The organism is Infirmifilum tikiterense, assembly GCF_054696565.1.
Window position 1 is genome coordinate 157,508 of the sequence record NZ_CP182482.1, and the last position, 21,924, is coordinate 179,431.

The window sequence follows — 21,924 nt, forward strand, 5'->3', positions numbered from 1 at the left end:
CCTTTATTCCCGTGAACATATGGGCAGCGATGCCCTCAGGAAACAGAATATAGGTGAGAAAGCTAACGCTATTCTTTAACGGAAGAACATGTCTAGCGAGCTCTGACCTTGGCTTGCCTGAGATTTAATCAGCGTTGAAATGCGCTGGAAGTCCTCTTCAAGTAGTGCTTTTAGGCGTGGGTTATAGAGAGCCGCAGCAGGGTGCAACGTCGGGTAGATTGTTAGCTGTCCCCACTTCGATTCAGCCTTGAAGACTTTCCCCCTTACGGACATTATGGATTCAGCCCTGTATCCGTACAAGCTTAGGAGCGTTCTCGTGCTGTGCCTGCCAAGGGTTACTATTAGGCGCGGCTTTATGAGCTCCAGCTGCCTGACGAGGTAAGGTAGGCAGGCCTGTATTTCCTCATCGCGGGGATCCCGGTTTGCTGGAGGTCTGCACTTCACGACGTTGGTTATGAAGACACTTTCTCGTGGCACGCCGATCGAGTGGAGTAGGGAGTTTAGGAGCTGGCCTGCAGAGCCGACGAAGGGCCGGCCTTGCTGGTCTTCGTTAGAGCCCGGAGCCTCACCGATAAAGACGATGCGGCTGCACGGGTCGCCTTCACCGGGTACAGCGTTAATCCTGGTGGTGGAAAGGGGGCAGCGCGAGCACTTTCTTATCTCTTCAGCTACTCTTTTGAGCTCCTCGCGTACTCTAGCACACTCACTCGTTGATTCTGAGCTCTGCATGGTCTCGCCCCACGCGCAGTTCTCCTAGCGCTCCCGAGGGTATCTCGCCCAGAGCCTCCTCACTTATGCCGGTCATGGACGGGATGCCAGCTATTATGCACCCTATTATCACAACTTCGTCGGGCTTAACCGTGACGATGCCTGCTGGAGCTAGGCCGCGCTTGGCTAACCTGAGCAGGATGTAGGAGCCAACCGTGCTACCCTTCGAGTGAGGGAAAACAAGCACCTTGCCAGCAAGCTTCACCCCCTTGAGAGGGTGTGAGGGCTCGATGACCTCAGAGGTTGCCGGATCGACACCGCCGAAGAAGGTTAGAGGCTCCTTTGATACCAGCACCTCGCCTCTCCCTACTCCCTCCGAAACGGGACGCCCCACAACTCTCACTCGCCGCCACCTGCAGCGTACTCCAGCGCTTCTCTTCGGGACTTCAGAACGACCTTATAGCCTTGCGCCTTCAGGTAGAAGGCCGCCTTACCTGAGTCCGTCACAACCTCTCTCCCCGCGTACATGGAGAGGGGTGAAACAACCATGCATGTATCCGCGAAAACGTACAGGTTCTTTGCCCTGAGCTTCTCAACGTGCCCGCTGATCGCCTCATACACTTCTCTGCTTGTGTAGAGTATTACTCTTCGCCTTGCCGGCCCTCTATCAGAGAAGAAGCTAACTACATCCATAACTTCTTCGAGAGATAAGTGGGGGCAGCCAAGCACCACCACCGCACTTTCGGTGAGGCCCCCCTGGTACTCTTCGAGAGTCTCATACAAAGACTTCGCATCCACAGGCACTCTCTCCAAGTCACGCGCCTCGTAGCGCTCAGGGGAGATGCCTTCGATCAGAACGAGCCCCGTCCCGCCCGCTGCTCCAACAGCCGCCAAAAACAACTTTATCTCTGGCACGTTCTCCCGCCTTAGCGGTAAGCCCCTGACCAGCGGCACCCTGTCGCCAGCAGTCCTGCCCACTACGAGGCCTGCAACGTGGTAGAGCCCCCTCTCAGCTACAAGCGATCCCACTTCTCCGAAGTCTATTATGAGCTGGGGTCTCCTGTTCGACTCCAGGTGGAGGCCAGCAAGGGGGGCTCTCCCAGATATGGCCTCGAGGAGGGCGAGCGGGCCCCCGTCCCTGTTTGTCCTAGCCCCGATAACGCTGTTGGCGTAGAGCACCGCGTTGCTCTCAGACCACGCTATGTGATCCCCGTAGCTCACCTTTTCGTACAGGTACGGGGTGCAGGTGAGAGTGGGCCTAACGCCGATCTCGGATAGAGCCTTGATTATTCTGTTCTGCTTCTCGATGAAATCGGCAGAAACTCTCATGTACGGCCAAAGCGCCGTGTCAAAACCACCCGGGTTCATCGTCGCCGGGACGCTTACCCGCGCGCCACTCCGAGCAAGCTCCTCGAGGAATTCCAACCCCTCGTCCCCGATGTTCTTGTAGGAAACCCCCGACACGTGGGCGTGCTTGATCCTAACCAGGCGCTCAGCCCCCAGCGCCTCACCCACCTTAACAACCGCCTTAAGCGCAAGGGCCTTACCCTGCCCGAACTCACCGTCCAGAATCTTCTCCTCTTCAGGCTCCAGGTACACGTCTCCCTCTTTCTAGGCCCTTATCAGTTCCCTTTAAAAGTGTCGCCAGCAGGAGCTCAGCTACCAACCTAGCCGCGATGGGAGTGAAGTCTGGCGCCGTGAAAAGACTTAACTCCGCCGTTGCCAAGTGAAAAACGGCCCCAGGGCTCATTCACCGCGAGAGATTAGGAAAGGGAAGAGCTCGTTTCAGCGGAAAAGCACTAAATAAATTCCCAAAGAGATCAGGAGCAGACCGAGTACAAGCTCGGTCCACCTCCGCAAAGCATTCAAATGCACTGTGACTGCATCGACCATTAATAGTAGCCTCCCGCCGATGATCGTGCCCGCCGCTATCGCAATGAGAGGTAGAACGAAGACGAGGTTGTAAAGCAGCAGAAGGAGGAGTGCGACCGCAGGGCTCTCGCCTGCGAGCATGTAGGTAGCTACGATGTATGGTCCGCTACTGCAGGGCAGAAGGGTAAAGCTCACAGCGGCTCCGGCGAGAAACGCGGCGGCGACGCTACCCTTCTGAGCCCTTGTGAGAAATAGATGCGACGCGCTGTTGAGTTTGTGGGAGATAAGGTCGAAGTATCGGCGAATGTTGGAGAAATAGGCTTTCTGCCCCGCATACCCGTCTCTGCAGCCCTCCTGCCACGTGAAAGTCGACTGAACCACTGCGTAAGCACCTGCCGCCACTGTAACCACAGCAACAAAGTACTTCAGCCAGCTGAAGAGAGACATGAACCTTATCAACCCCAGTCCTAAAAGCAGATAGCAGACGTACACCGCCGAAATGAACGCGACGGAGGCCGACACGGCCTTCCTTCTCCCACTAATCCCCAAGACGGCCATGACCAAAGCCGCGAACACCATGAAAGTGCAGGGGTTAATGGAGTCCGCAGCCGCTAAGGCTAGGATCGTAGGCAGAAGCTCGCTTGCCTTTGTTGTTGGAGTGGGGCTTGGAGATAGAGCCCCCTGCAGGGCAATTCTGTACACTTCGGTTGAGTTGATTGTGCGGTACACCCACTCACCCTGGTAGGTGACTATTAACGTGGCGTTGGCCGGGTTTAAGCTCAGGATTTTGATCCAGCTTGCCTCGTCCTGGGGACCAACAACGACAGCCAGCAACCGTTCTCCCTTAAACACGAGCGTCAGGGGGACTACCCTGGGAAACTCTCTTAGGGCAAGCTGGTACAGGTAGTTGTACTCCGCGAGGAACGTTTGGTTGGAGATATCCTTGAAGACCAAGCGATCTACAGCTCTGCTGAGCAGCTCTCTTGTCTGCCTGCAGTCGGGGCACGTCTCCTCTCCGTACACGACGGCCGTAATGCTGGAATTTCCCTCGAGCGGGGTGTTAGGTCCTGGGGCATCGAGGCCCTGCTGAGTGTAGGTGCTGTTTACCATGATTCTTATCTCTGTTCTGCCACGGAGGCTGACGGCTCTGGTTTGAGTAAAGTTGCCGTAGGATACGACTACGGTGTAATTACCCTCGGGAAGTAGCACTTCGAGGTATCCTATGCCACGAGCCAGGCTCGCATTCCCTCTGTAGACGATAATCTCAGGCTGGCCACCGGTCGTCGATGACGCGTAGACGATGAGGGGGTACTTCACCCTTTGCAGTACTACCGTGTACCTCGCGTTGCTGGTTAGGTTCACCGGGACTGTTACAGCCACGTATCCTGGAGCTGTGATGGTGACGTTGTAGAATCCGCTGGGCAAAGTCAGGTTGAAGCGGCCTGCAAAACTGCCTACCGTTGCACCGTTCACGATCACGGTGAGATTGCCTATACTCCCTCCTTGCTCGGGGACCACCTCAAAGGTCAAAGTGTAGTTGTTACTCGCTGGGGCTCTTTGAAAAATCTCCAGATTCTTACCGCCTACAACGTATAACTTCCCGTTAGTGTAGTGAGCATCTCTGACCGCGAATCCAGCGTCAATGATACCCGTTATCCCGCTGAGGTTACCCAACACGACGATATCGTTGTCCCACGCGAGATAGGTTCCGTCATCGTACACCCTTAAACCGATCTGATCGCCCTTCGAGTAGGGCAACGGAATCTGAAGCTCCCTTAGAGCCCTATCCGCGAAGCTGTATACGGAGAGCCTCACCTCCAGGCCGTTGAGGGCGAGCGAGTACAGGAGCCTGTAGCTAGGCTCGGAAACCCCCTGTAGCGGTAAAGGTAGTTTGAGTTTTCTAAGTGGCTTGATGCCTGCTCCTGATAGTGTGATTTCCTCAACGGTCGAGTTGTCGTAGACGATGCCCAGGTTGCCTGTGGGTAGCCTTACCAGCGAGAGGGCATGACAGATCGTGTAGGAGTTCTCACCTCGCGGCGTAAGTAGAGTGATTACTTTCTCGTTTTGCATGAGGCAAATGTGGCACAACGTCTCTACAGACAGCACGACCACGCTGTCACCCAGCGGCAGCACCTGTAAACCAGTGTTAACGAAGGGTTTCAGGTACGTTCTACGGCTCAGGTCCAGAGTAAATCCCACTAGGTACTTGCCCGTCAGTATGTACAGTGTTGACCCTGCTACAACGGCTTTCCTAACGCCGCTCAGATCGGTGCCGGGAACTCTAGGGGACTGAAGATGTATTTTCCTAATGATGTCGACGAGGTGGACGTAAGAGTAAGGAACCTCGGCGTTTTTCACGAACTCGGTTACCACTAATGTCGAGTTATCCAGAAATATGGGGGATACGTCGGAGAAGCTGTTGAGCTGGAGCCTGTAAACCAGCGATAGATTCGACGCGTAAACGTCGACAAAGCGCTGGTAGTACCTGTTGTCTCCGTAAGCCACGGCTACAAAACTGCCATCCTGGCTTACCGCAACTGAGAGTATGTTAAACTGGTCAAACGAGACCCTCGACGAAGACCAGTGCTCTGAATCAGCAATCAGCAAGAGGCTGGATAGTGCAATGAGAAAAACTAGAGGAAGGCTCAGGATCCTTTTCGCGATCATCCAGCTCTTCCTTCTTTTCACCTTCGACCTTAAAAACGATATCTTTCAGGCTACATACATCCCTTTGCTTTTACGACATACTCTCTTTCACCCTCACGTTCAACCCTACTCCTATGCCCATCAGGTACGGCGATAAATGATTGATAAGCCGATCATAAGAGAGTCGGGTGATCCTCGCAACGGGGAAACACTAAACCGCTAGCTTAGAGCAACCAGCTACTTGATGCAAGAGAACGGTATCACGGTGAACCTACGATGGTGAGGGGGGTTAGGTACATTTCTGCGAGAAGAAAACCGGACGAAACGATTAAGAGTTGCACAGCCGAGTGGATTAACCCCGCAGAAGCCCTTCCGTGCTTCATCTTGCCTACAATTAACCCTCCGGACAGGGCTGTTATCGCACCGGAGTACAGCATTATGGTCTCGTAGAGTGGTGGGTCGAGGGCCCCGAAGAAGCCTCCTGTTCTCTGCAGCGCGCCTAGGGGTATCACGAACACGTAGAGTATCGTCAGCGCTAAGACGAGGTAAATTATCGTTGATATGTAAACCGTTATCGCATGTGGGTTTATCGTGGTGGACTTCTCATCCTCGTAGGTTTTTAAAGCCGCGAAGATGTTGGCGGCAGACTCGAGAACGTCGATTACCCTGCCACCGCTTTCGTTAGCCGTTACCAGTATGGTCACAGCTTTCTTAACGTTTAAGTCTCTGACCCTCACAGGTATCCTTCTAAGAGCAACGTTTAGGGGCTCTCCCAGCTCTACCTCTACGAGCGCCTTCTTGATCTCGGAGCTGAGCGGGCCTGGGACCGTCTCCGCGACCGACCGCAGGGCCTCGTGTAGCGTTAAACCAGACCTCACGGCTTCCGCTACGGACTTGAAGAAGTGCGGGAGTATGCTCGTTATCCTCGATACGTACATCCTGTTAAGGGTGTCCACAATAGCGTAGGGGAGAAAGACCAGGATCAGTGCGGTGAGCAACAGCACGTTGACGCGCGTAGACGTCACCACTATCAGTGCACCGCCTACCAGCTTCAAGCTCGAAAGAAGCTCGTAGCGTAGCCCCACTAGTACATACGCAACCGGAATTACGGCCAGCGCGAGCCCGAGGGATAGTAGGACCGCCGTGCGCCTAGAGTTGAGCATGAAGTAAGGCATGGCCTACACCCGCGACATCAGTCCATCTATAGCCACGTAAATGCCAACAGCAGAAAACGGGATGACTATGAAAGTCAGCACGAGGATCAGGATGTCTGGAGAGAGGACGAGGACGCCCCCGCCGAGGATGTTCATCACGATCAACATGGTTATGAACATTAGCGGCGCGGCAACCATCATCGTTGTGTACACCTCTGCAAGCATGGACAGAGTGTTTACGAGGTTGCGTAGCCTTTGGGTTTTCTCGTCCAGCATCAGCTTCGCGTAGTGCATCAGCACGCTCTTCAAATCGCCGCTAGTCATGTATGCTTCTCTCAGGGCGAGAGCGAAGGACGAGAGGGCTGCGCTCGGTGATCGGGCTGACAGCCTGGCTAGAGCAGTGACAGTGTCGAGGCCTAGAGCCTTGATGTCCCTCAACACCAGGAAAAACTCTCTGCGTAGCTCCTTATTCGTCTCATAGACCGCAACCCTCTCCAGGAGCCTTTCAAGACCCATGCCTGAGGACGCTAGCGACGCCATGTATGCCACCGTAAACGGGAGGTCTTTCTCGATGCTTACGCGCCTTGAGTATGCCCTGTAGACAGGGTAGTACAGCATAAATCCCGTGAAGATGAGTAGAACCGCTAAAGTGAGGGTGAGAGAGGCTGACACGGCGAAAACCGGGGCGATTTTAAAGATGTAGGAGTGGACGAACAGGAGGACCGAGAACGTTGAGGCAGCCGCTAGGACAAGGGCTTTCACGATGCTTTCAACATACGCTTCAAAGGAGATGCTGAAGCCCGCTCTCTCGTAGTACCTCCTAAAAGGCTCCGCTATTTGCAGGAATCTAGCCGTAAAGGCTTCAAGCGACAGGGGACTCACCCTTGCTTAACCTCTTCCCTCGCGTAGTAGCCGTCCATCAGGAGCCGGTAGGTCACCTCCGGGTTTCTGTAGTAATCCCTAACAACCCGGCTTATCTGCTCGTATGAAGTCATACCAGCCTTAGCCATGTACTCTATTACGGATACTCTTCTCTCCAGCTCCTCCTGGACCTCGCTCAGGGTCGTGAACTTTTCCTCCGCTATTCTTCTAATGTGCTCGCTCTCCGCTACCTGCTCGATCCTGTCCAGCACCGGGTTAACCCTGAAGACCTCGCGTGAAACAACTGTTTTCCCCTCCTCGTCTACCCCCAGCAACTCCTGTACGCTAACAACACGCCTGACGATCCTCTCGCCTATCTTCAGCCTTCTCACAAGTATGACGACGTTCATCATGGGTAACAGGAAAATAGGGACGTTCATGGGGGGCGAGATCAGCCTCTTCACAGCGTAATCGATGTTCTCCGCGTGGAGGGTGCACATCCCAGCGTGACCGGTCGCTATAGCCTGGAAAAGCGTAAATGCCTCCTCTCCGCGGACCTCGCCGATAATTATGTAATCTGGCCTCATCCTCATAGCGCTTTTGAGGAGGTCGAAGAGGCCGACGTTCCTGACCCACTCCTCGTAGCTGGGCCTGGTTACAAGCGGGACCCAGTTCTCGTGGGGGAGGCGTAGCTCGGGGGTGTCTTCGATAGTCACAACCTTAGCTTCGGGCCTAATGAAAGTTGCCACGGCGTTGAGCGTCGTGATCTTCCCGCCCGCGGTAGCGCCGACCACCATCAAGCTCCTGTTATTCTCGATCAGGTACCAGAGGTAGGCTGCAAGGTTCGGTGAAATGGTTCCGAGCTTCACGAGGTCTACTAGGGAGAAGGGGACCTCGCGGAACTTCCTGATCGTGAATGTTCCTCTGCGTCTCGAAACCTCGTCTAGGGTTACGTGGAGACGGTATCCCATGGGCAGAGTGCCCTCGACGATGGGTTGAGCGACGGAGACCTGCTTGCCGGCTCTGTAGGTCAGCTTTAAAAGCAGGCTCGCCAGCTCCTCCCGATCCTCAAACACCACGTTCGTTGGAATTGACTCGTAGCGCTTGTGCCACACGTACACGGGGACGCCAACGCCATCGCAAGAGATATCCTCTATCTCCTTGTCTTTTAAAAGCGCGTCTATGCGACTGTAGCCTATAGTGTCCCGCTTAATGTAGTAGAGGTACTTGTCGAGCGACTCGCTCGAGACGCTTATTTTATATTGCTTTATAACGCGTTTTACCTCCTCTTCGAGAAAGGACTCGGGATCACTTGTCAGCTTCCTGAGCGCCTGGTCATACCGTTCGGTCGATGATACCAGAAGGTTCCTCTTTATTCTCTCGAGAACCCTGACATCCTCGGGTGTAAGAGGGGGCTCCACTAACCGGTACTCGAGCGCCCCGTCGCGCTTCCTGACGATGAGAGCATATGCGTAGGGAGGAGCTATCTCGTAGAACTCGAGTAGAATCTCACCCCCGTCCACTCGGGTGTTGATAAGTTGCGCGCACATGAATTAATCCTCTGTGTAAGTCGATGAGTTCAGTTAAAAACGTAGTGCCGTGATTAATTAAAGGTAAAAGTATAATAGCTGTATTTTCACATTGTATATTAGGTGTCATCGTGGCCGGGCCTGGGGCGCTTCAGCGCAGCGAGGCGGTGTACCTTAAGTCCCTAGCGGGCGCTCTTCAGGAGCTGGTAGTTTGCCTCTTCGAAAGCGGGGTCAGTGAGGTTCTTTCGAACTCAGCTGGTACTAGCCCCTGCTCCAGGATCGCAGAGAAGTACGGGTTGTCCCAGGACGTTCTCCTCGAGGAGGCAGTTAAAAGGGGCATTTTGAAGCCGCTTGTGGCCGATAGGCTTGTCTTCTGCCCGAAGTGTGGTCACACGGGCTTTAAGGTGAGGTACAGCTGCCCCAGCTGCGGGTCCCAGGACGTTGAGAGAAACACTCTTTTCAGCCATGTACCGTGTGGTTATATCGGCGTACTGGAGGGCGCCCCAAAGGACACGAGGGGGAACAGGCTGTGCCCCAAGTGCTCAAGGCCCCTAGGCGCTCAGGGGAGAGATTGGGTCATAATCGGCGTAACCTACAGGTGCAGGAGCTGCGGCCTCACGTTCAACGTTCCCTCAGCCTCCCTTGAGTGCCTTTCCTGCGGCGCCGTTTTCGACCATAAGGAGGCCGTTTACAGGGAGGTGTACAGGTACTCCGTCGAGAGGACCGTCTTAGCGGAGATCTACGGGCAGATCCTCAGCAGGAAGATTGCAGACGCCGCGGCGTCGCAGGGATACAAGGTGCATATTGATGCTGAAGTAACGAGCCTCAGTGGTTTGAAGAAGAGGGTTCCGATGCTATTGGAGAAGGGCTCGCAGAGGTTCGTGGTTTACACAGTCTACCCCCGTGACGCTGACCCCGCGAAGGTGTGTGAGGAAGTGCTGAGCACTTACGGGAAAACCCTGGACACAGGCGAGAAGCACCTGATCGTCGGCGTAAGGGTGCCTACTGACCTCTCGAGGAAGCCGGAGCACGTAGAGGTTATAAGTGGAGAAAGCAGCGAGGAGGCTATGAGGAAGCTTAGGGAGAGGCTGAAGTGAGCTTGCTCCTCCTTGAGAATAAGAGATGGTTACGAGCAAAGGAGCCAGTACGCGTTGATCCTCGCCATGTGGCGGCGTGCAACGGCGTGCATATCCTAGAGTTTAGCATAGGTGGTGTGAACTACGTACTACCGCTCGAAAAGTGCGCGTGCTCTCCAAGGAATAGCGCTATCTACAACGGGGAGCGATACTGTGAAGCAGAGTACTGCCCAGAGTTCCTAGAGAAAATAATCAACTGCGATTCCATCAAAGTCAAAGGACGCGTGCTAGGCCAAGCCTTAAGGGTGCGCGGCTCGATAGCGGAGGACGCTACAAACCCGCACGCGCTTGTGTCTTCCGAGAGCGGCGAGAGATTCGTTCTCAAGGGGTACAGGTTGGCTTCGCGCTTCAACCCCGAGCCGGCGTTCCTGGAGTACTTGAGCGATACGGGTATTGCACCCCAGCTCATCCTCTCCTACTTTGTCGGCGACCAGCCGCTTGGCGTTATGACCCGGTACATCGAGGGGGGCATCGACCCCGGCTCAGTACTCTACAATTCCCTTATCAGCACGCTTGGCGGGGATTGCGAGATCCCGGCGGACTTGCTTGAGCGCGTAGCCGCAACCGTCTCCTCTTTCCACAACAGAATGCTCGAGTGCCGGGAAGAGTGGTGCTACCCTCGTGAAGCGGGGCCGCGCGATATTGAGAAATGGGCGCGGCGAGTAAACACTTACCGACAGAGACTCCGCGAGCTCGGGTGGAGTAACTGGCTCACAGGAGATTTTGAGCGCCTCGTTGAAGATGGTTATCGAGGAATGCTGGGACGCAAGATCATTAGAACGCACGGTGACCTGCACTTCTCCCAGATGCTGATGCAGAAGGATAGGTTCTTCCTCGTGGACTTTGAGGGGGAGCCTGGCAGGCCGCCGGAGTTTCAACGGGACCTTGAGCCAGCTGTGCGCGATATAGCTTCAATGCTGAGAGGAGTCTCTTACATTGCCTTCTTCGCCCTGTCGAGTAGCTTGCGGCTAGATCGTGAGGAAACATTCAATTTAATCGTTAGAGGTAGCGACCCTCGCGTCCGGCTCGCGCGCGAGTGGTCGCGTGAGGTGAGTGAGAGGCTCGTGGAGGCCTACCGGAGAAGTGTGGACAAAAGGCTTCTGCCCGGGTCGTCGCAGACGGACATCTTTAGGCTAGTGGTTCCTTGGTTCATCGAGAGGTCTCTCTACGAGGCCTACTACGAGGCGATGTACCGCGCTGAAAACGTGAAGGTTGCTCTTGCAACTCTTTACAATCTCATTCCGCCACTTATCGAACAAATCCGGTAAAAAAGGTTTAATATTTTGGGCAGAGAAAGAATACTTGGGTGATTGTAAATGAGTGTTATTGAAAAAATAAAAACCGGTATTCCTGGCTTCGACGAGCTCCTCTACGGCGGCATACCGAAACGAAACATAGTTCTGCTCTCGGGGGGACCTGGAACAGGTAAAACCATATTCTCCCAGCAGTACCTGTTCTACGGGTTGTCAAACGGGGAGGCAGGCGTGCTAGTAGCGTTAGAAGAGCACCCTGTTCAAATACGGAGAAACATGGCCTCGTTCGGCTGGGACGTGCGAAGATTCGAAGACGAGGGTAAGTTCGCGATCGTTGACGCTTTCACTGGAGGGATCGGCGAGGCGGCGAAAAGGGAGCGCTACGTCGTTAAGAGCGTGGATGACGTTGGTGAGCTGATAGACGTGGTGAGGCAGGCGATACGCGACGTTAAAGCTGAAAGAGTTGTGGTTGATTCGGTTTCCACGCTGTACCTCACGAGACCTGCGATGGCGCGCTCCGTTCTCATGCAGCTTAAGAGGGTCCTCTCAGGCTTAGGGGCAACATCCCTGTTCGTCTCGCAAGTGAGCGTCACTGAAAGAGGGTTTGGAGGGCCAGGCGTAGAGCACGCCGTAGATGGCATCGTTAGGCTCGACCTCGACGAAATCGACGGGGAGCTAGTTCGATCTCTCATCATATGGAAGATGCGCGGAACAAAGCATGATATGAGGCGGAGGCCCTTCGAGATAACGGATAAAGGGATCGTCGTGTACAGTGACAAAATAGTTAAATTGAGGGGCGCTACCTATAAGGTGGAGGCGGGAGGTTCGTATGAGTGAAATACCCCTCAAGCCTGTTGGAAAAGAGGACGTGAGGAGGCTCGAGCTATCCCTTATCCTCGGCACTCTGCTTAGACCTGAAGTCATCGACGCCATCAGGAATGCTGAGGACAAACTCACGTGGCTTGACAGCCTCGTGGTTGCCGCAGGAGCTCTTGCCCGGGAGCGCGCAGGCTACTCCATAGTTAAAATCGCGGAGGAACTTGGGAGAACCGAGGCGACTATAAGAAACCACCTCGCGGCCAAAACGGAGGCCGGTAAGCTGGTGAAGGAAACATACGAGAAGCTCTTACAAAGCGGAGGCAGGCTCGACATCCCGATCCTAGGAGCAGCGTCTCAAAGCCAGGTTGAAGAGCTGAGGAAGAGAGTTGAAGAGCTTGAGAGGAAGCTTGAGAACGTGCGGAAGGCTCTCGAGGAGATTCTCCGCTCTATCTAGCGGAGCACCTCCTTGTAAACTGCCAGTAGTTTCTCTGCGGATTTCTCCCAGGTGAAGTAGGATTCAACCCTGTCTATCGCGTTCTTCCGAATTATTTCACCAGCATCTATGTAGTTTTCAAGCAGGTCTGCGAGCCTTCCGTCACCGATCTTTCCGAGGTACTTTTCGAGCTGGCCTTGATTGGATGCCTCCATGAACGCCAGCATGTCTCGCAGAGAATCTGCTAACTCGTAAGGATCCCCGGGCTCAACGTGCAACCCTGTGCCTTTGATCCCGAACTTCCGTATATCGGTAACAGTCTCCTTCAAACCTCCAACTCTTGAGGCAACGACTGGACATCCGGCAGCCATCGCCTCCACAGCCATGATGCCGAAGGGTTCCCATCTCGACGGGGCCGCGAAGACATCCGCTGAAAGATGGGCGAGTTTGTAAATCGAGGGGGCGACGCCGAAGATCACTCTGACGTTTCCAGGATACTCCCGAGAGAGGTTAACCAAGAGGTCTACGTAGCTTTCACCGCCCCAGATAGGTAGCACCAAGAAGATTACCCTAGTCTCGCCCAAGTCCTTCAGTAGGAGCTCCACTGCCTCGGCAAGCACGTCAAAGCCCTTCTGGCGCGAGAGCCTGCCGGTGGTTATCAGCAGAGGCCCGTCGAAACGGAACGCCTCGACCCTGAGGTCGTCTCTTAAAGGTGGGGCAACCCTCTCAGCGATATAGTTTCTCAGCCTGTCGTCCTGGAGCTTTGGTTCGCCTGTCGGCAAGTTGCCCATAGCATGGAGAAGCAGGTATCTGCGTAGCTCAAGCCTGCTGAGGCTCGACCCGTAGAGCTCGCGGAGCTTCTCCCCATGCAGGGATAGAACCTCGCGGTATAGTGACTCGTAGCTCCAGTCCGTACCATTGTAAACGAATGTTCCTCGGCTTAGGACGTCCTCCCCGAGAGCTGACTGAAGGTCTTCCTCAAGGAACGATTTACTCACGGTCACCAGCTTATCTGCCTCCGCTAATCCTATCCTTTCAGCGACTCCATTTGCCCTCTCGTAAACCTCGCGTAGAGGGAGCTCTATATACCTACCATTCAGGTAGACTGTGTGAGGCCAGTCGAGGTGGAGGCCCACCTTTTCAAAGAGAGTCTTATCCAGCTTTTTCCTCACTAGCAGGTGAACATGATAGATGAGCGCAGGCTTCGCTCGGGTCCCGCGGTGCTCCTTCGCCTTAAGGAGCGGGAGTACGGAGTGCCAGTCGTGGAAGTGTATGATGTCGGGCTCCGCTAACCCCAGCCTTTCCTTCTCTGCAAGGAGGAGCGAGAAAGCAGTGGTGAAGTCTATAATTTTGCCCTCTAATACGTCGTCCGCGTAGACGCGCGGGTCGTCCAAAAAGCCGCCGTGAACCTTAATGAAAGAAACGTTACCATGCGCTGTTTTCTCAAACACATAGCTTTTCCCTTGGACGTTCAGCTCTGCGGTCTCTGACGCTGGGTCGATGCTGGGCGAGTGGGCAGGCAGAATTATGACGGGGCTAACCCCTTTCCCCGCCAGGGATGCGCAGAGGTTTGTAGGAACCTCAGCTAGCCCTCCAACCTTGACGAAGGGTGTGGCCTCAAATGTGAGCATCCAGACGTTTAGAGCCAACGCAGAACCACCTGCGTCTCAAAGGACTCGCCAGGGTTCAAGGCCACAGCATGGTTGAACACTATGCCTAGACCTTGTATCTCGCTTTTCAGGCCTCTCTCAGTCCTGGACGTGCTCTCAATGGGTGCTATCCATACTTCAGCGTGCTTGGAGCTCTCGATGACTATCTCGGGCGCACCGTCCGATTGCACCCTTATAGTCCTGGACCAGGGGCTCTCGAACCTCTCGCTCACACTTCTCCTCGAAACATCGTCCACAGTGTACGCAGGCACCTTGTCCTCAGCGTAGGAAAGCCGTGGCATTATCGACAGTTCTATCGATATTCTCGGATCGATGAACTTTTTCTCTAGGTTTCTCCAATAGTAGGAAACCTTTAGAGCGCGGCCCTCGTTATCCGCTTCATACACCTTCGTAACGTGTATCCGTGCAGGCTGGCTTTTCACGCTCCAGTCCCGACCCACTGCGGAGAGGACGACCTTCCCCTCCCCAACGTACTCTACTATGTACCTTCTCAGTGCGAGGTCGCTCACGTCGACGAATGGAGCGTTGCTAATCCAGTCCGACAGCTTAGTATCCCGTCTCCAGATGTGCTCTCTGAACGAGACGCGGCGATACCAGTCGGGGTTCGCGCCCTGAACGCCTTGGAGATAGGGCTCCGCGTAGCGAGTCATAGTGTTTATCAGGTTGTGCTCCTTTCCGTCCGCCTTGAGGTCCAGTTCGAAGAGCGTTCCGCCGTCGTCCGGCTTCAGGTACAGGTTAGAGTGCGGTGTTTCCAATATGAGCTCGTCTTTGCCGTCGTAATCGAAGTCCAGCTCCTTTACGCGGTACCACGAGCCAACGAAGTATGCTCCCATCTCCTCAGCTATACGCTCGGCCCTGATCAAGTGCTCGAACACAGCCTGTCTGAGAGCCGGGATGTAGGTGCCGCCGAAGAGCCCGTGCCAGTACGCGTCGTTGCACTGCGCCAAGTAGTAGCTCTCCCACGCCTCCTGGGGTGCTTTAAGCTTTGACAGCTTTTCCTTAACATACAGCATTTTCTTGTGCATGTTGTTGGACTCTCGGTACTTTCTGAGGAAGTTGGGAAAGTACCCTCCACTCCACTCCATCATCTTGTCGTAGCTCCAAGGCCCCAAGTAGGCCAGCCCGGAGTACCCGTGCCTCTTCAGGTACATGGAGGGGGTGAGTGTCTGTATGGAGTTGTCTTGCATCAGGTACGTGAGGAATAATCTTAGCCAGGGTTCCGCCTGATCGCGGGGCCACCACTCCCCGAACTTCTCCGCGTCGCTCCCCCAGAGCACGTACCTTGACCCACCGCTATCCTGAAAACTTCTTATGTAGTCGAGGACCTCCGCGTGGGGGCGCCAAGGCAGTATGTACCTGATCTTCGTGTCTATGAAGAACACACCGACCTTTTGACCCGCGTACTCCGTTAAAAGCGCTACATGCGTATCGTCCTTCCATAAGCCAGACCTGTAGCCGACTTCATCGTCGAGGATGACGTACTGGTAGCCGGCTTCCCTAATTGCTGGTGGAAGAGTGGGATCCCAAACCCGCTCAGCGAGCCATGCGCCCTGGGGCTCCACCCCCAGAGTCTCTATCACAAGCGCTCTTCCCCGCTTCAGCTGCTCTACTCTGTCCTCCCAGGGGAGTAAAGCGAGTATGCTTTCGGAGTATGTCCCTCCGAGAACTTCAAACCTGCTTGACTCCAGAACTTTCCTCAACCTCTCGAGAAAGTCTGGGTAGAGGTTCCGCCAGTGCATTAGAAGCGGGCCGCTAAAGTGCAGGGTCAGCGGCAGATCCCGAAAGGCTTCCAGGACCTCTAGGAGCATCTCATAGCTGTTGCTCTGAACTCTGTGCATAATGCTGTGCTTCTGCCCCACAGGCTGGTGGAAGTGCAGGACGAAGATGAACGAAGACTTCACGCGCTTTATTAGGCTAGGCCTCAAAAAAACGTTTTCGTAGTAACGCGCGCAGAAAAGCCCCGGCCGGGATTCGAACCCGGGACCTTCGGCTCCCCCGGAACACCTAAACCTTACGAGGCCGACGCTCCACCAGTCTGAGCTACCGGGGCTACCCACTATCATTCCGGGGGCTCTTATCAGCTTTTCGCCTTCTTAGAGGCGCGAGGCGGGGCTTTCCGTCGGTTGTCTACATGATCGGCTACGGCGACTTCACGTAACAGGTAGCAATCAAGTGCGGGGTGGAGTGCCCCGGCCGGGATTTGAACCCGGGATCTTTGGCTCGAGAGGCCAATTTGAGGCCGGCCGTTCACGCCGTATCCTCTCGGCCCTCGTGCAGGCTGACCGGGCTAGACGACCGGGGCTCAACCTGTGTTTGCGTGATGGGTTTATTAACTTTTCCCAGGGAGTGCGAGAGCAAAGCCCGGCCCCGCGGTGAGCATTTTTATAAGCTGGGGCTCGTATTCTTCGCGTCCATGCATGGCGATCCGGTGTTCAAGATATGGCTAAGCTCAGGATGCTCGCGGTCTCTGATGTCCACGGCAAGGAGGACATTGTGGACCAGTTCATAGAATGGGCGAGGAGAGATAATGTTTCCTATGACGTGGTTGTCGCCGCTGGAGACATCGGGAACCCTCAAAGGCCTGGAAGCATGTGCAGGATACTCAGCAAGGTATCTAAGAGCTTACAGAAACCTGTATACTACGTTAAGGGTAACTGGGACGTTGAGCGGGAGTGTAACGCGCAACAGGTGTTCGACCTCGACGCTACAGGCCCTGTTTACTTCGGCGACATAGCATTGGTGGGGCACGGGAGAAGGGTGGAGCCGTTCAAGCTCGAGAGGCAGACGAGGGTTGTTGTGCTCGTGACGCATTACCCCCCTTTCAGCATTCTGGACCGCGGGAAGGTTATTGACAGCTACCACCACTCGCCCCATGCGGGTGTGGTGGAGATAAATTACCTCATCGACCACTACCGACCCCGCGTCCACATCTTCGGTCACAGCCATAGCTTCGGAGGCCTTGAGGTGGAGCATAACGGCACCGTCTACGTCAACGTGGCTAGGCTTGACAGGCTCCTTAAGACCGGTGAGCCGATAGGCAACTACGCGTACATAGACGTCTCGGGCAACGGAGATGTAAGGGTCGAGTGGAGGTTCATCAACGGTGTCTGGAAGAAGTGCAGCGGGTGCGGCCGAGTAGTCCACATTCCTGAGAAGTGGGCTCTTTGCAGAAAGTGCGCGCACAAAGCCGATTTGAAGTTCGCAAGGGTTAGTGGCGTGCCCTACAGGGCTCTTCTGTCTTTCAGGGACGCGTCAACAGGGGCTCTTGTCGAGAGGAGGGAGGTGAAGATTCCCTTTTACACACTCAAGGACAACCTTACCCTTGAAGACTTCCTGGACATTATCGTCACAAGGGTCTTTAAGGACGTGTTCTCATCAGGCGGGTCGAAGATCCTCGAGGTTCCTAAGGACAGGGTCATAGAGTTCTACGGCTCCAGGAGGAACGAGGCGCTCACCCCATTTAGCGAGTACCTTTTCTCGTGCAACGACGCTGTGGGGAGCCATAGGCTATGCCTCATCATGAAAATCTTCTCAGTTGATAAGAAAGCCCACGTGTTCTGGGAGATAACCTCCGGCGGGGCGGATTCGATGAAGATAAGCGCAGAGTACGTGCTCTACAAAGAAGGTTCTCTAAACATGGATTCGCAGCTCGTGAAAAAGTTGGTCAGCTCGGGTTTCAAAGCTATATCCTACACTCTCGAGGCGGTTTAGTTTGTCCTTCGTGGAGCGTGAGCTCTACCGTAAGCTCGTGCACCTGGCTCTGAGCTTCCTGCTTCTTTACCCGTTCTTCTTCCCGCTACCGAGCTTCCTAAGTGTTTACATCTATTATTCCCTAGGGTTGCTGGCAGCGGCCCTCCTCAACAGCATCGTCGTGAAAAGGTTCAAGCCCAAAACCGAGCTGGAAGATTTTTCAAGAGAACTCCACAGGTTCATCGACAGCTTTGGTGAAAGGGTTCGAACGCCCTTCACGGTGCTCGAGGAGGCAATAGACGAGTTCCACAGCTTCATCGAGAAGCAACTCTCCCTGCTTGAGAGAGATTACGAGAAGAGAGAGGGCTACGTCGGTCTGCTGTACGGTATGATAGGTGCCGTTGTGAGCCTCCTAATAGACCCTTGTCACACCTTCTACGGTATCGTTGCCTTGGCAGCCGTTGACGCGGTGGCGTCGATCTCAAGCCTCCTTCTCTGGAGAAAAGGTAAAACTCTAGAAGGAGAGGTCATAGCCCTTCTCGTGTACCTTTCACTCCTGCTTTTATTCGGAGGCGGCACTATGCAAGCAGTTGCGACGTCAATCATTGTAACAGTAACAGAGTTCATCTCGCCGGAAGATAACTTAACTGTCCCTGTTGTAGCAACCGTCATCACTGCAGCGCTGGGCCTACCCTTAAGATGCCCCGTCTGACAGCTGGCCGCGCCTTGGCTCAGCTACCCTCCTCACTTTTCGAGATCCCCTCTTCGAGGTGTCATGGGTTCCCCTGTGAGTGGTTGCCCCAGCGGACTTCAGCATGTGACGCCGCGGTCACACTCCCTACTCGCGCTGTGCTCGAGTAGGTTTGCCAAAAAGGAGCGGCTGAGAAAGAGAGGTATTAGAGAGGAGCGGAGCTACTCAGCCTCAAGCTCTTAGGCTGAAAGCAGTAAAGCCTTTTTCGCTCTCCAGCTTACCTTAACATCAAACATGCTGCGATTATAGCAAGCTCGAGTCCCAAACGCTTGTCTAGACACTCTCCCGTAACCTCTTCCTTCACCGGTTGGGAGTAAGGAAGCCGTGAGTCGAGCAGGGCAAGAAATGAGGGGAAACTAAGAAGGGAGCATTCTTAGTTACGGTTTAAGTGTAATCGCCACGTAGGCCAGTATGGAGAGAATGAATATGGCTACTATAAGGCCAGATATCACTCTCTTCAACTTGTCCTTTCTCCTTGGCACCTCCACCACCTACTGCAAGAGTGACAAGGATGAGTGCACAGCCGAGTATTATTAAGGTTTCTGGGGCCACCAAACTCTCAAGGCTAATCAAGCTCGGTGCACGCGCTAACTCTTCGAGCTCGCGCTTCGAACCCACACCCATAAAGACGATACTCCCCTCCTTGACTACTAGAACTGTTGGAAAAGACGTAGCGTTGACCTGGCTCGCGAGCTGCACGTCGTCCCTGCCGATGTACCATGTGATGTTGTTGTCGAGCATGTACCTCCTCAGGATTTCGGGTGTATCAGAGGGCGAAACCGTAAGGGAGATCACGACGGTGTCGTTTCTCTGCGACAGGCTTCTGAGGAGCGGTATCATGTACTTGCACCCCGTGCACTGCGTGTAGAAGAGCTCGACGACGAGCGTTCTCTCCCGGGATAGTGAAGCGAGGTCGAGCAGCTGGCCGTTGTACAGAGTGATGGTGCCAAGGGATATGGTTTTTGATACGTTGCGGCTTAGTTGCACCTCGCTCCTGACACTCTCGATGATTTCCGCCAAGCTTGCCCTGTTTTCAGCTTTCACGGGAGAACAGTTTACCAGCAGGGCCTGATCGGTGGTATCGCGCCACTCGACAGTGGTAGTGTTCAAGCGGCAACTGTAGCCCTTAGGCGAGTCGATCAGCGTTACAATGTAGCTTCCGGCCGCAAGCTTTATACGAGTTACAGGTTCTCCCTTCGTCTTAACCTCGATGGCGCTATCTGCGGCGCCGACCCCTACGAGTTTCAGCGTAACGGATAAGTTTGCCTCCGAGATGACTGTCAGGTTAAAGAATTTCTTCTTCAATACTAACGTCAGATTTCCACCCTGCTCTTTGAGCTCGAAGCGGATAGTCTGAGGAGTATAGAGGGGGGCTTCGGCCTTCACGGTATAGTTCCCCCTCAGCAACTCCACGGAAAGGGTTCCTGATGCCGGTGTTAGCAACTCGTAGGACTCTGGGCCTTCAATCGTGACCCTTGCTCCGGGTAACGGTTTCCCGTTGTCGCCTACGACGTTTACAGTCAAAGTATACCTTTTCGGTGGTTCCTTCACCATCCTCGTCTCCAGAAACATTGTCGGCTGATTGATCGTGAGCGGGAAATTATTCTCCGAGAACCCCTTTCGGAGTATCTCCACAGAGTAGTTACCCGGGAGAACTTTAAGGCTTGCCCACCCTGAGGAGTTTGTGACCGCGCTATAGGTACCCGAGCTACCAACCAAGGTCACGCTTGCGCCGTCGAGAGGGTTCCCGTCCTGATCCAGAACCCTGAGGTGGATCGTGGAGGTGCGAAGCGGGTATACGACCGCAAGGAAGCTGTTCCCGTACTTAGCCGCACAAATGCTACCCGAAGCCTTTCCATCTACAGGATCCCAGGAGACACTGGGCCACTCAATGCGGTAGCTGGCGGTAAGCGTAGGCGGGTTTTTGTAGTCAGTAGCGTAGACGAAAACACTGCTCACCGTGAAAACAGCTATAGTGTCCCGCGCGAAAACCCCTATACTGCGTTGAGTCGGGACCTTCAACACCTGAGAGCAGCTCAGAGATACATCACAGTAGTTCACAGAGCCGTCCTGGAATACGACCACGAACCTGCTCCCGATAGGGGTTATCTGCACTGCTTGCTGCGCCATCTTCTCTGAAACCACCTTCAGATCAGGCAGTGACAGGACGAGGGTTCTGTGCTGGCCGTTTTCAGACTTCACCTGTTGCGCCAGCACGTAGCCCTCACCAACGGCTTTGATGGTCAAACCCGTCTGAAACGAAGCTACTTTCACAACCCCGTTAGGCGAAACACTATAGACTTCGATTTTGTTGTCTGTGAGCTGGCATAGCTCGCATAGAGTATCGATTGTCTCGGCTACCAGGTAGTTCCCATAGAAGTCTAAGGAGAAAACCTTGCACAGGACGTCGTTGGAGTTGACATCTCTTTCAAATATCCTCGACCCCTTGAGGAGGTCTACGATCACAAGCCTTTCTAGCCTAGCGCCTTTGTAGGTGTACATTACGTCTAGTGCTAGAAATCGGCCGTCCCCGCTTAATGCCGCGCGGAGGACATACATCTCGTCGCTTCTCGAAATGGCGCTCATAGAGGAAAGTACGTTCAGCGTGGAGGGGTCCAAAATGGCTATGAGGCCCAATGAGTCCACGACCACCAGAGAGGAGCCGCTGTAGAACATCCCAACGCTATCCAGCCCTGTAGGCTTGATCACCCCTGAGGTGACCCGCCCCGTGCTGTAGTCGATCAGCGCCACTGTGCCGTTTGAGAACGCGACGTAGACGCTCTCTCCCGCCGGCAGAAAGGACTCTATCACTGACCTGAACGTTCTTACCTCGTAATTGTACACGGGGGCTGAGATTGCGGGACGAAGAGCGAGGAAAACCAGTAGCAGTGTTGATATAAGCAGGAGCCTTCTCATCGCTACTCAGTCTCCTTCAAAAGTATCCTGACAGGTATTCCGTTGAGTGTCTGAACGAGTATCGAGATCCCAGCCAGCTCTTCACCAGATGACAGGGAGCTCCCGAGCTTGTGAAGCACTTCCCTAATGCGTGCGAGAGCTTCCAGCGACTCCCTCTGCGACTCTATAGTCTCCTCGAGCACGTTCAGCTCGTCAACGGCCCGCGCGTTAACCACAACCTTTAATCCCATGTAGTCGATCTCGTTGAGCGAGGACAGCTTCTCCCCCAGGAGGTCCTCCAGCACTCTCTCCAGGGCTTTCATGCGCTCCGCCCTGACGCGCACCACTTCGTACCTTTGCTCAAGTTGCTGAAGCGTGTCCTGTATGCTCGCTATCTGGGCTTCAACGTATTTTAGTAAATCTTCAAAGCTGTTGAACTGGTATATGTTGTACGACACATCCACCACCTTCTAGCCCCACTCAGCGTTTAAAAAAACTAACGTGTAC

Annotated in this window: 17 protein-coding genes and 2 tRNA genes; 6 read left to right on the forward strand and 13 right to left on the reverse strand. The window is 54.4% G+C overall.

Annotation, left to right across the window (positions count from 1 at the left end; translation table 11 throughout):
• Positions 1-75: 75 nt before the first annotated feature.
• The 7 genes from udg to ACNO7C_RS00960 form a co-directional block, all read right to left on the reverse strand.
• Positions 76-729 carry a type-4 uracil-DNA glycosylase gene (gene udg / locus ACNO7C_RS00930; RefSeq protein WP_460025158.1) on the reverse strand — a complete coding sequence of 218 codons (654 nt, stop codon included), beginning with the start codon at positions 727-729 and terminating at the stop codon, positions 76-78.
• Entirely contained in the window at positions 704-1,111 is a 408-nt protein-coding gene (locus ACNO7C_RS00935) for an aconitase X swivel domain-containing protein (protein WP_460025159.1), read from the reverse strand. Before ACNO7C_RS00935 ends, udg begins: the two co-directional genes overlap by 26 nt.
• The gene (locus ACNO7C_RS00940) at positions 1,108-2,307 is read right to left on the reverse strand and encodes an aconitase X catalytic domain-containing protein (protein WP_460025160.1); all 1,200 of its coding nucleotides are present in this window, start codon (positions 2,305-2,307) and stop codon (positions 1,108-1,110) included. Before ACNO7C_RS00940 ends, ACNO7C_RS00935 begins: the two co-directional genes overlap by 4 nt.
• Positions 2,308-2,493: 186 nt before the next feature.
• On the reverse strand, positions 2,494-5,247 hold the full coding sequence (locus ACNO7C_RS00945; protein ID WP_460025161.1) for a PEGA domain-containing protein: 2,754 nt from the start codon (positions 5,245-5,247) through the stop codon (positions 2,494-2,496).
• Positions 5,248-5,486: 239 nt separating this feature from the next.
• Entirely contained in the window at positions 5,487-6,401 is a 915-nt protein-coding gene (locus ACNO7C_RS00950) for a type II secretion system F family protein (protein ID WP_460025162.1), read from the reverse strand.
• 3 nt (positions 6,402-6,404) lie between these two features.
• Positions 6,405-7,262: a type II secretion system F family protein gene (locus tag ACNO7C_RS00955; protein WP_460025163.1), complete on the reverse strand. Its 858-nt coding sequence runs from the start codon at positions 7,260-7,262 to the stop codon at positions 6,405-6,407.
• Positions 7,259-8,791, reverse strand: a complete 1,533-nt coding sequence (locus ACNO7C_RS00960; protein ID WP_460025164.1) for a type II/IV secretion system ATPase subunit — start codon at positions 8,789-8,791, stop codon at positions 7,259-7,261. Before ACNO7C_RS00960 ends, ACNO7C_RS00955 begins: the two co-directional genes overlap by 4 nt.
• Positions 8,792-8,901: 110 nt before the next feature.
• On the opposite strand from ACNO7C_RS00960, the gene ACNO7C_RS00965 reads away from it, so the two are divergent.
• Genes ACNO7C_RS00965 through ACNO7C_RS00980 form a run of 4 tightly spaced genes read left to right on the forward strand, consistent with a single transcriptional unit; the run spans position 8,902 to position 12,432 of the window.
• Positions 8,902-9,867, forward strand: a complete 966-nt coding sequence (locus ACNO7C_RS00965; RefSeq protein ID WP_460025165.1) for a TackOD1 domain-containing metal-binding protein — start codon at positions 8,902-8,904, stop codon at positions 9,865-9,867.
• A complete protein-coding gene (locus tag ACNO7C_RS00970; RefSeq protein WP_460025166.1) occupies positions 9,864-11,174 on the forward strand; it encodes a hypothetical protein in 1,311 nt (436 codons plus the stop codon). Before ACNO7C_RS00965 ends, ACNO7C_RS00970 begins: the two co-directional genes overlap by 4 nt.
• 48 nt (positions 11,175-11,222) lie before the next feature.
• Positions 11,223-11,996: a KaiC domain-containing protein gene (locus tag ACNO7C_RS00975; protein WP_460025167.1), complete on the forward strand. Its 774-nt coding sequence runs from the start codon at positions 11,223-11,225 to the stop codon at positions 11,994-11,996.
• On the forward strand, positions 11,989-12,432 hold the full coding sequence (locus ACNO7C_RS00980) for a transcriptional regulator (RefSeq protein WP_460025168.1): 444 nt from the start codon (positions 11,989-11,991) through the stop codon (positions 12,430-12,432). The genes ACNO7C_RS00975 and ACNO7C_RS00980 overlap by 8 nt, the downstream gene beginning before the upstream one ends.
• Here the strand turns inward: ACNO7C_RS00980 and ACNO7C_RS00985 are convergent.
• The 4 genes from ACNO7C_RS00985 to ACNO7C_RS01000 all read right to left on the reverse strand — a co-directional run bounded on the left by ACNO7C_RS00985 (position 12,429) and on the right by ACNO7C_RS01000 (position 16,383).
• Positions 12,429-14,060 carry a glycosyltransferase gene (locus ACNO7C_RS00985; RefSeq protein WP_460025169.1) on the reverse strand — a complete coding sequence of 544 codons (1,632 nt, stop codon included), beginning with the start codon at positions 14,058-14,060 and terminating at the stop codon, positions 12,429-12,431. The genes ACNO7C_RS00980 and ACNO7C_RS00985 overlap by 4 nt on opposite strands.
• Positions 14,051-15,982 carry an alpha-amylase/4-alpha-glucanotransferase domain-containing protein gene (locus ACNO7C_RS00990; RefSeq protein WP_460025170.1) on the reverse strand — a complete coding sequence of 644 codons (1,932 nt, stop codon included), beginning with the start codon at positions 15,980-15,982 and terminating at the stop codon, positions 14,051-14,053. Before ACNO7C_RS00990 ends, ACNO7C_RS00985 begins: the two co-directional genes overlap by 10 nt.
• 55 nt (positions 15,983-16,037) lie before the next feature.
• Positions 16,038-16,131, reverse strand: a tRNA-Thr gene (locus tag ACNO7C_RS00995).
• A 135-nt stretch (positions 16,132-16,266) separates the two neighbouring features.
• Positions 16,267-16,383 (reverse strand) — tRNA-Glu (locus tag ACNO7C_RS01000).
• Between the two features lie 137 nt (positions 16,384-16,520).
• On the opposite strand from ACNO7C_RS01000, the gene ACNO7C_RS01005 reads away from it, so the two are divergent.
• Together ACNO7C_RS01005 and ACNO7C_RS01010 are read left to right on the forward strand one after the other, a co-directional pair.
• A complete protein-coding gene (locus ACNO7C_RS01005; protein ID WP_460025171.1) occupies positions 16,521-17,792 on the forward strand; it encodes a metallophosphoesterase family protein in 1,272 nt (423 codons plus the stop codon).
• A gap of 1 nt (position 17,793) precedes the next feature.
• Positions 17,794-18,483, forward strand: coding sequence for a hypothetical protein (locus ACNO7C_RS01010; protein WP_460025172.1), 690 nt, complete (start codon positions 17,794-17,796; stop codon positions 18,481-18,483).
• A 423-nt stretch (positions 18,484-18,906) separates the two neighbouring features.
• Here ACNO7C_RS01010 and ACNO7C_RS01015 read toward each other — a convergent pair whose 3' ends face one another.
• Both ACNO7C_RS01015 and ACNO7C_RS01020 read right to left on the reverse strand, forming a co-directional pair.
• The gene (locus ACNO7C_RS01015) at positions 18,907-21,438 is read right to left on the reverse strand and encodes a carboxypeptidase regulatory-like domain-containing protein (RefSeq protein WP_460025173.1); all 2,532 of its coding nucleotides are present in this window, start codon (positions 21,436-21,438) and stop codon (positions 18,907-18,909) included.
• A 2-nt stretch (positions 21,439-21,440) separates the two neighbouring features.
• The gene (locus ACNO7C_RS01020) at positions 21,441-21,875 is read right to left on the reverse strand and encodes a hypothetical protein (protein WP_460025174.1); all 435 of its coding nucleotides are present in this window, start codon (positions 21,873-21,875) and stop codon (positions 21,441-21,443) included.
• Positions 21,876-21,924: the final 49 nt, after the last annotated feature.

Excerpts from the sequence above, each read along its gene's own strand:
- ACNO7C_RS00960 (WP_460025164.1), bottom strand. The coding sequence starts at position 8,791 with ATGTGCGCGCAACTTATCAACACCCGAGTGGACGGGGGTGAGATTCTA.
- ACNO7C_RS00980 (WP_460025168.1), top strand. The coding sequence starts at position 11,989 with ATGAGTGAAATACCCCTCAAGCCTGTTGGAAAAGAGGACGTGAGGAGG.
- udg (WP_460025158.1), bottom strand. The coding sequence starts at position 729 with ATGCAGAGCTCAGAATCAACGAGTGAGTGTGCTAGAGTACGCGAGGAG.
- ACNO7C_RS00950 (WP_460025162.1), bottom strand. The coding sequence starts at position 6,401 with ATGCCTTACTTCATGCTCAACTCTAGGCGCACGGCGGTCCTACTATCC.
- ACNO7C_RS00975 (WP_460025167.1), top strand. The coding sequence starts at position 11,223 with ATGAGTGTTATTGAAAAAATAAAAACCGGTATTCCTGGCTTCGACGAG.
- ACNO7C_RS00945 (WP_460025161.1), bottom strand. The coding sequence starts at position 5,247 with ATGATCGCGAAAAGGATCCTGAGCCTTCCTCTAGTTTTTCTCATTGCA.
- ACNO7C_RS01015 (WP_460025173.1), bottom strand. The coding sequence starts at position 21,438 with ATGAGAAGGCTCCTGCTTATATCAACACTGCTACTGGTTTTCCTCGCT.
- ACNO7C_RS01005 (WP_460025171.1), top strand. The coding sequence starts at position 16,521 with ATGGCTAAGCTCAGGATGCTCGCGGTCTCTGATGTCCACGGCAAGGAG.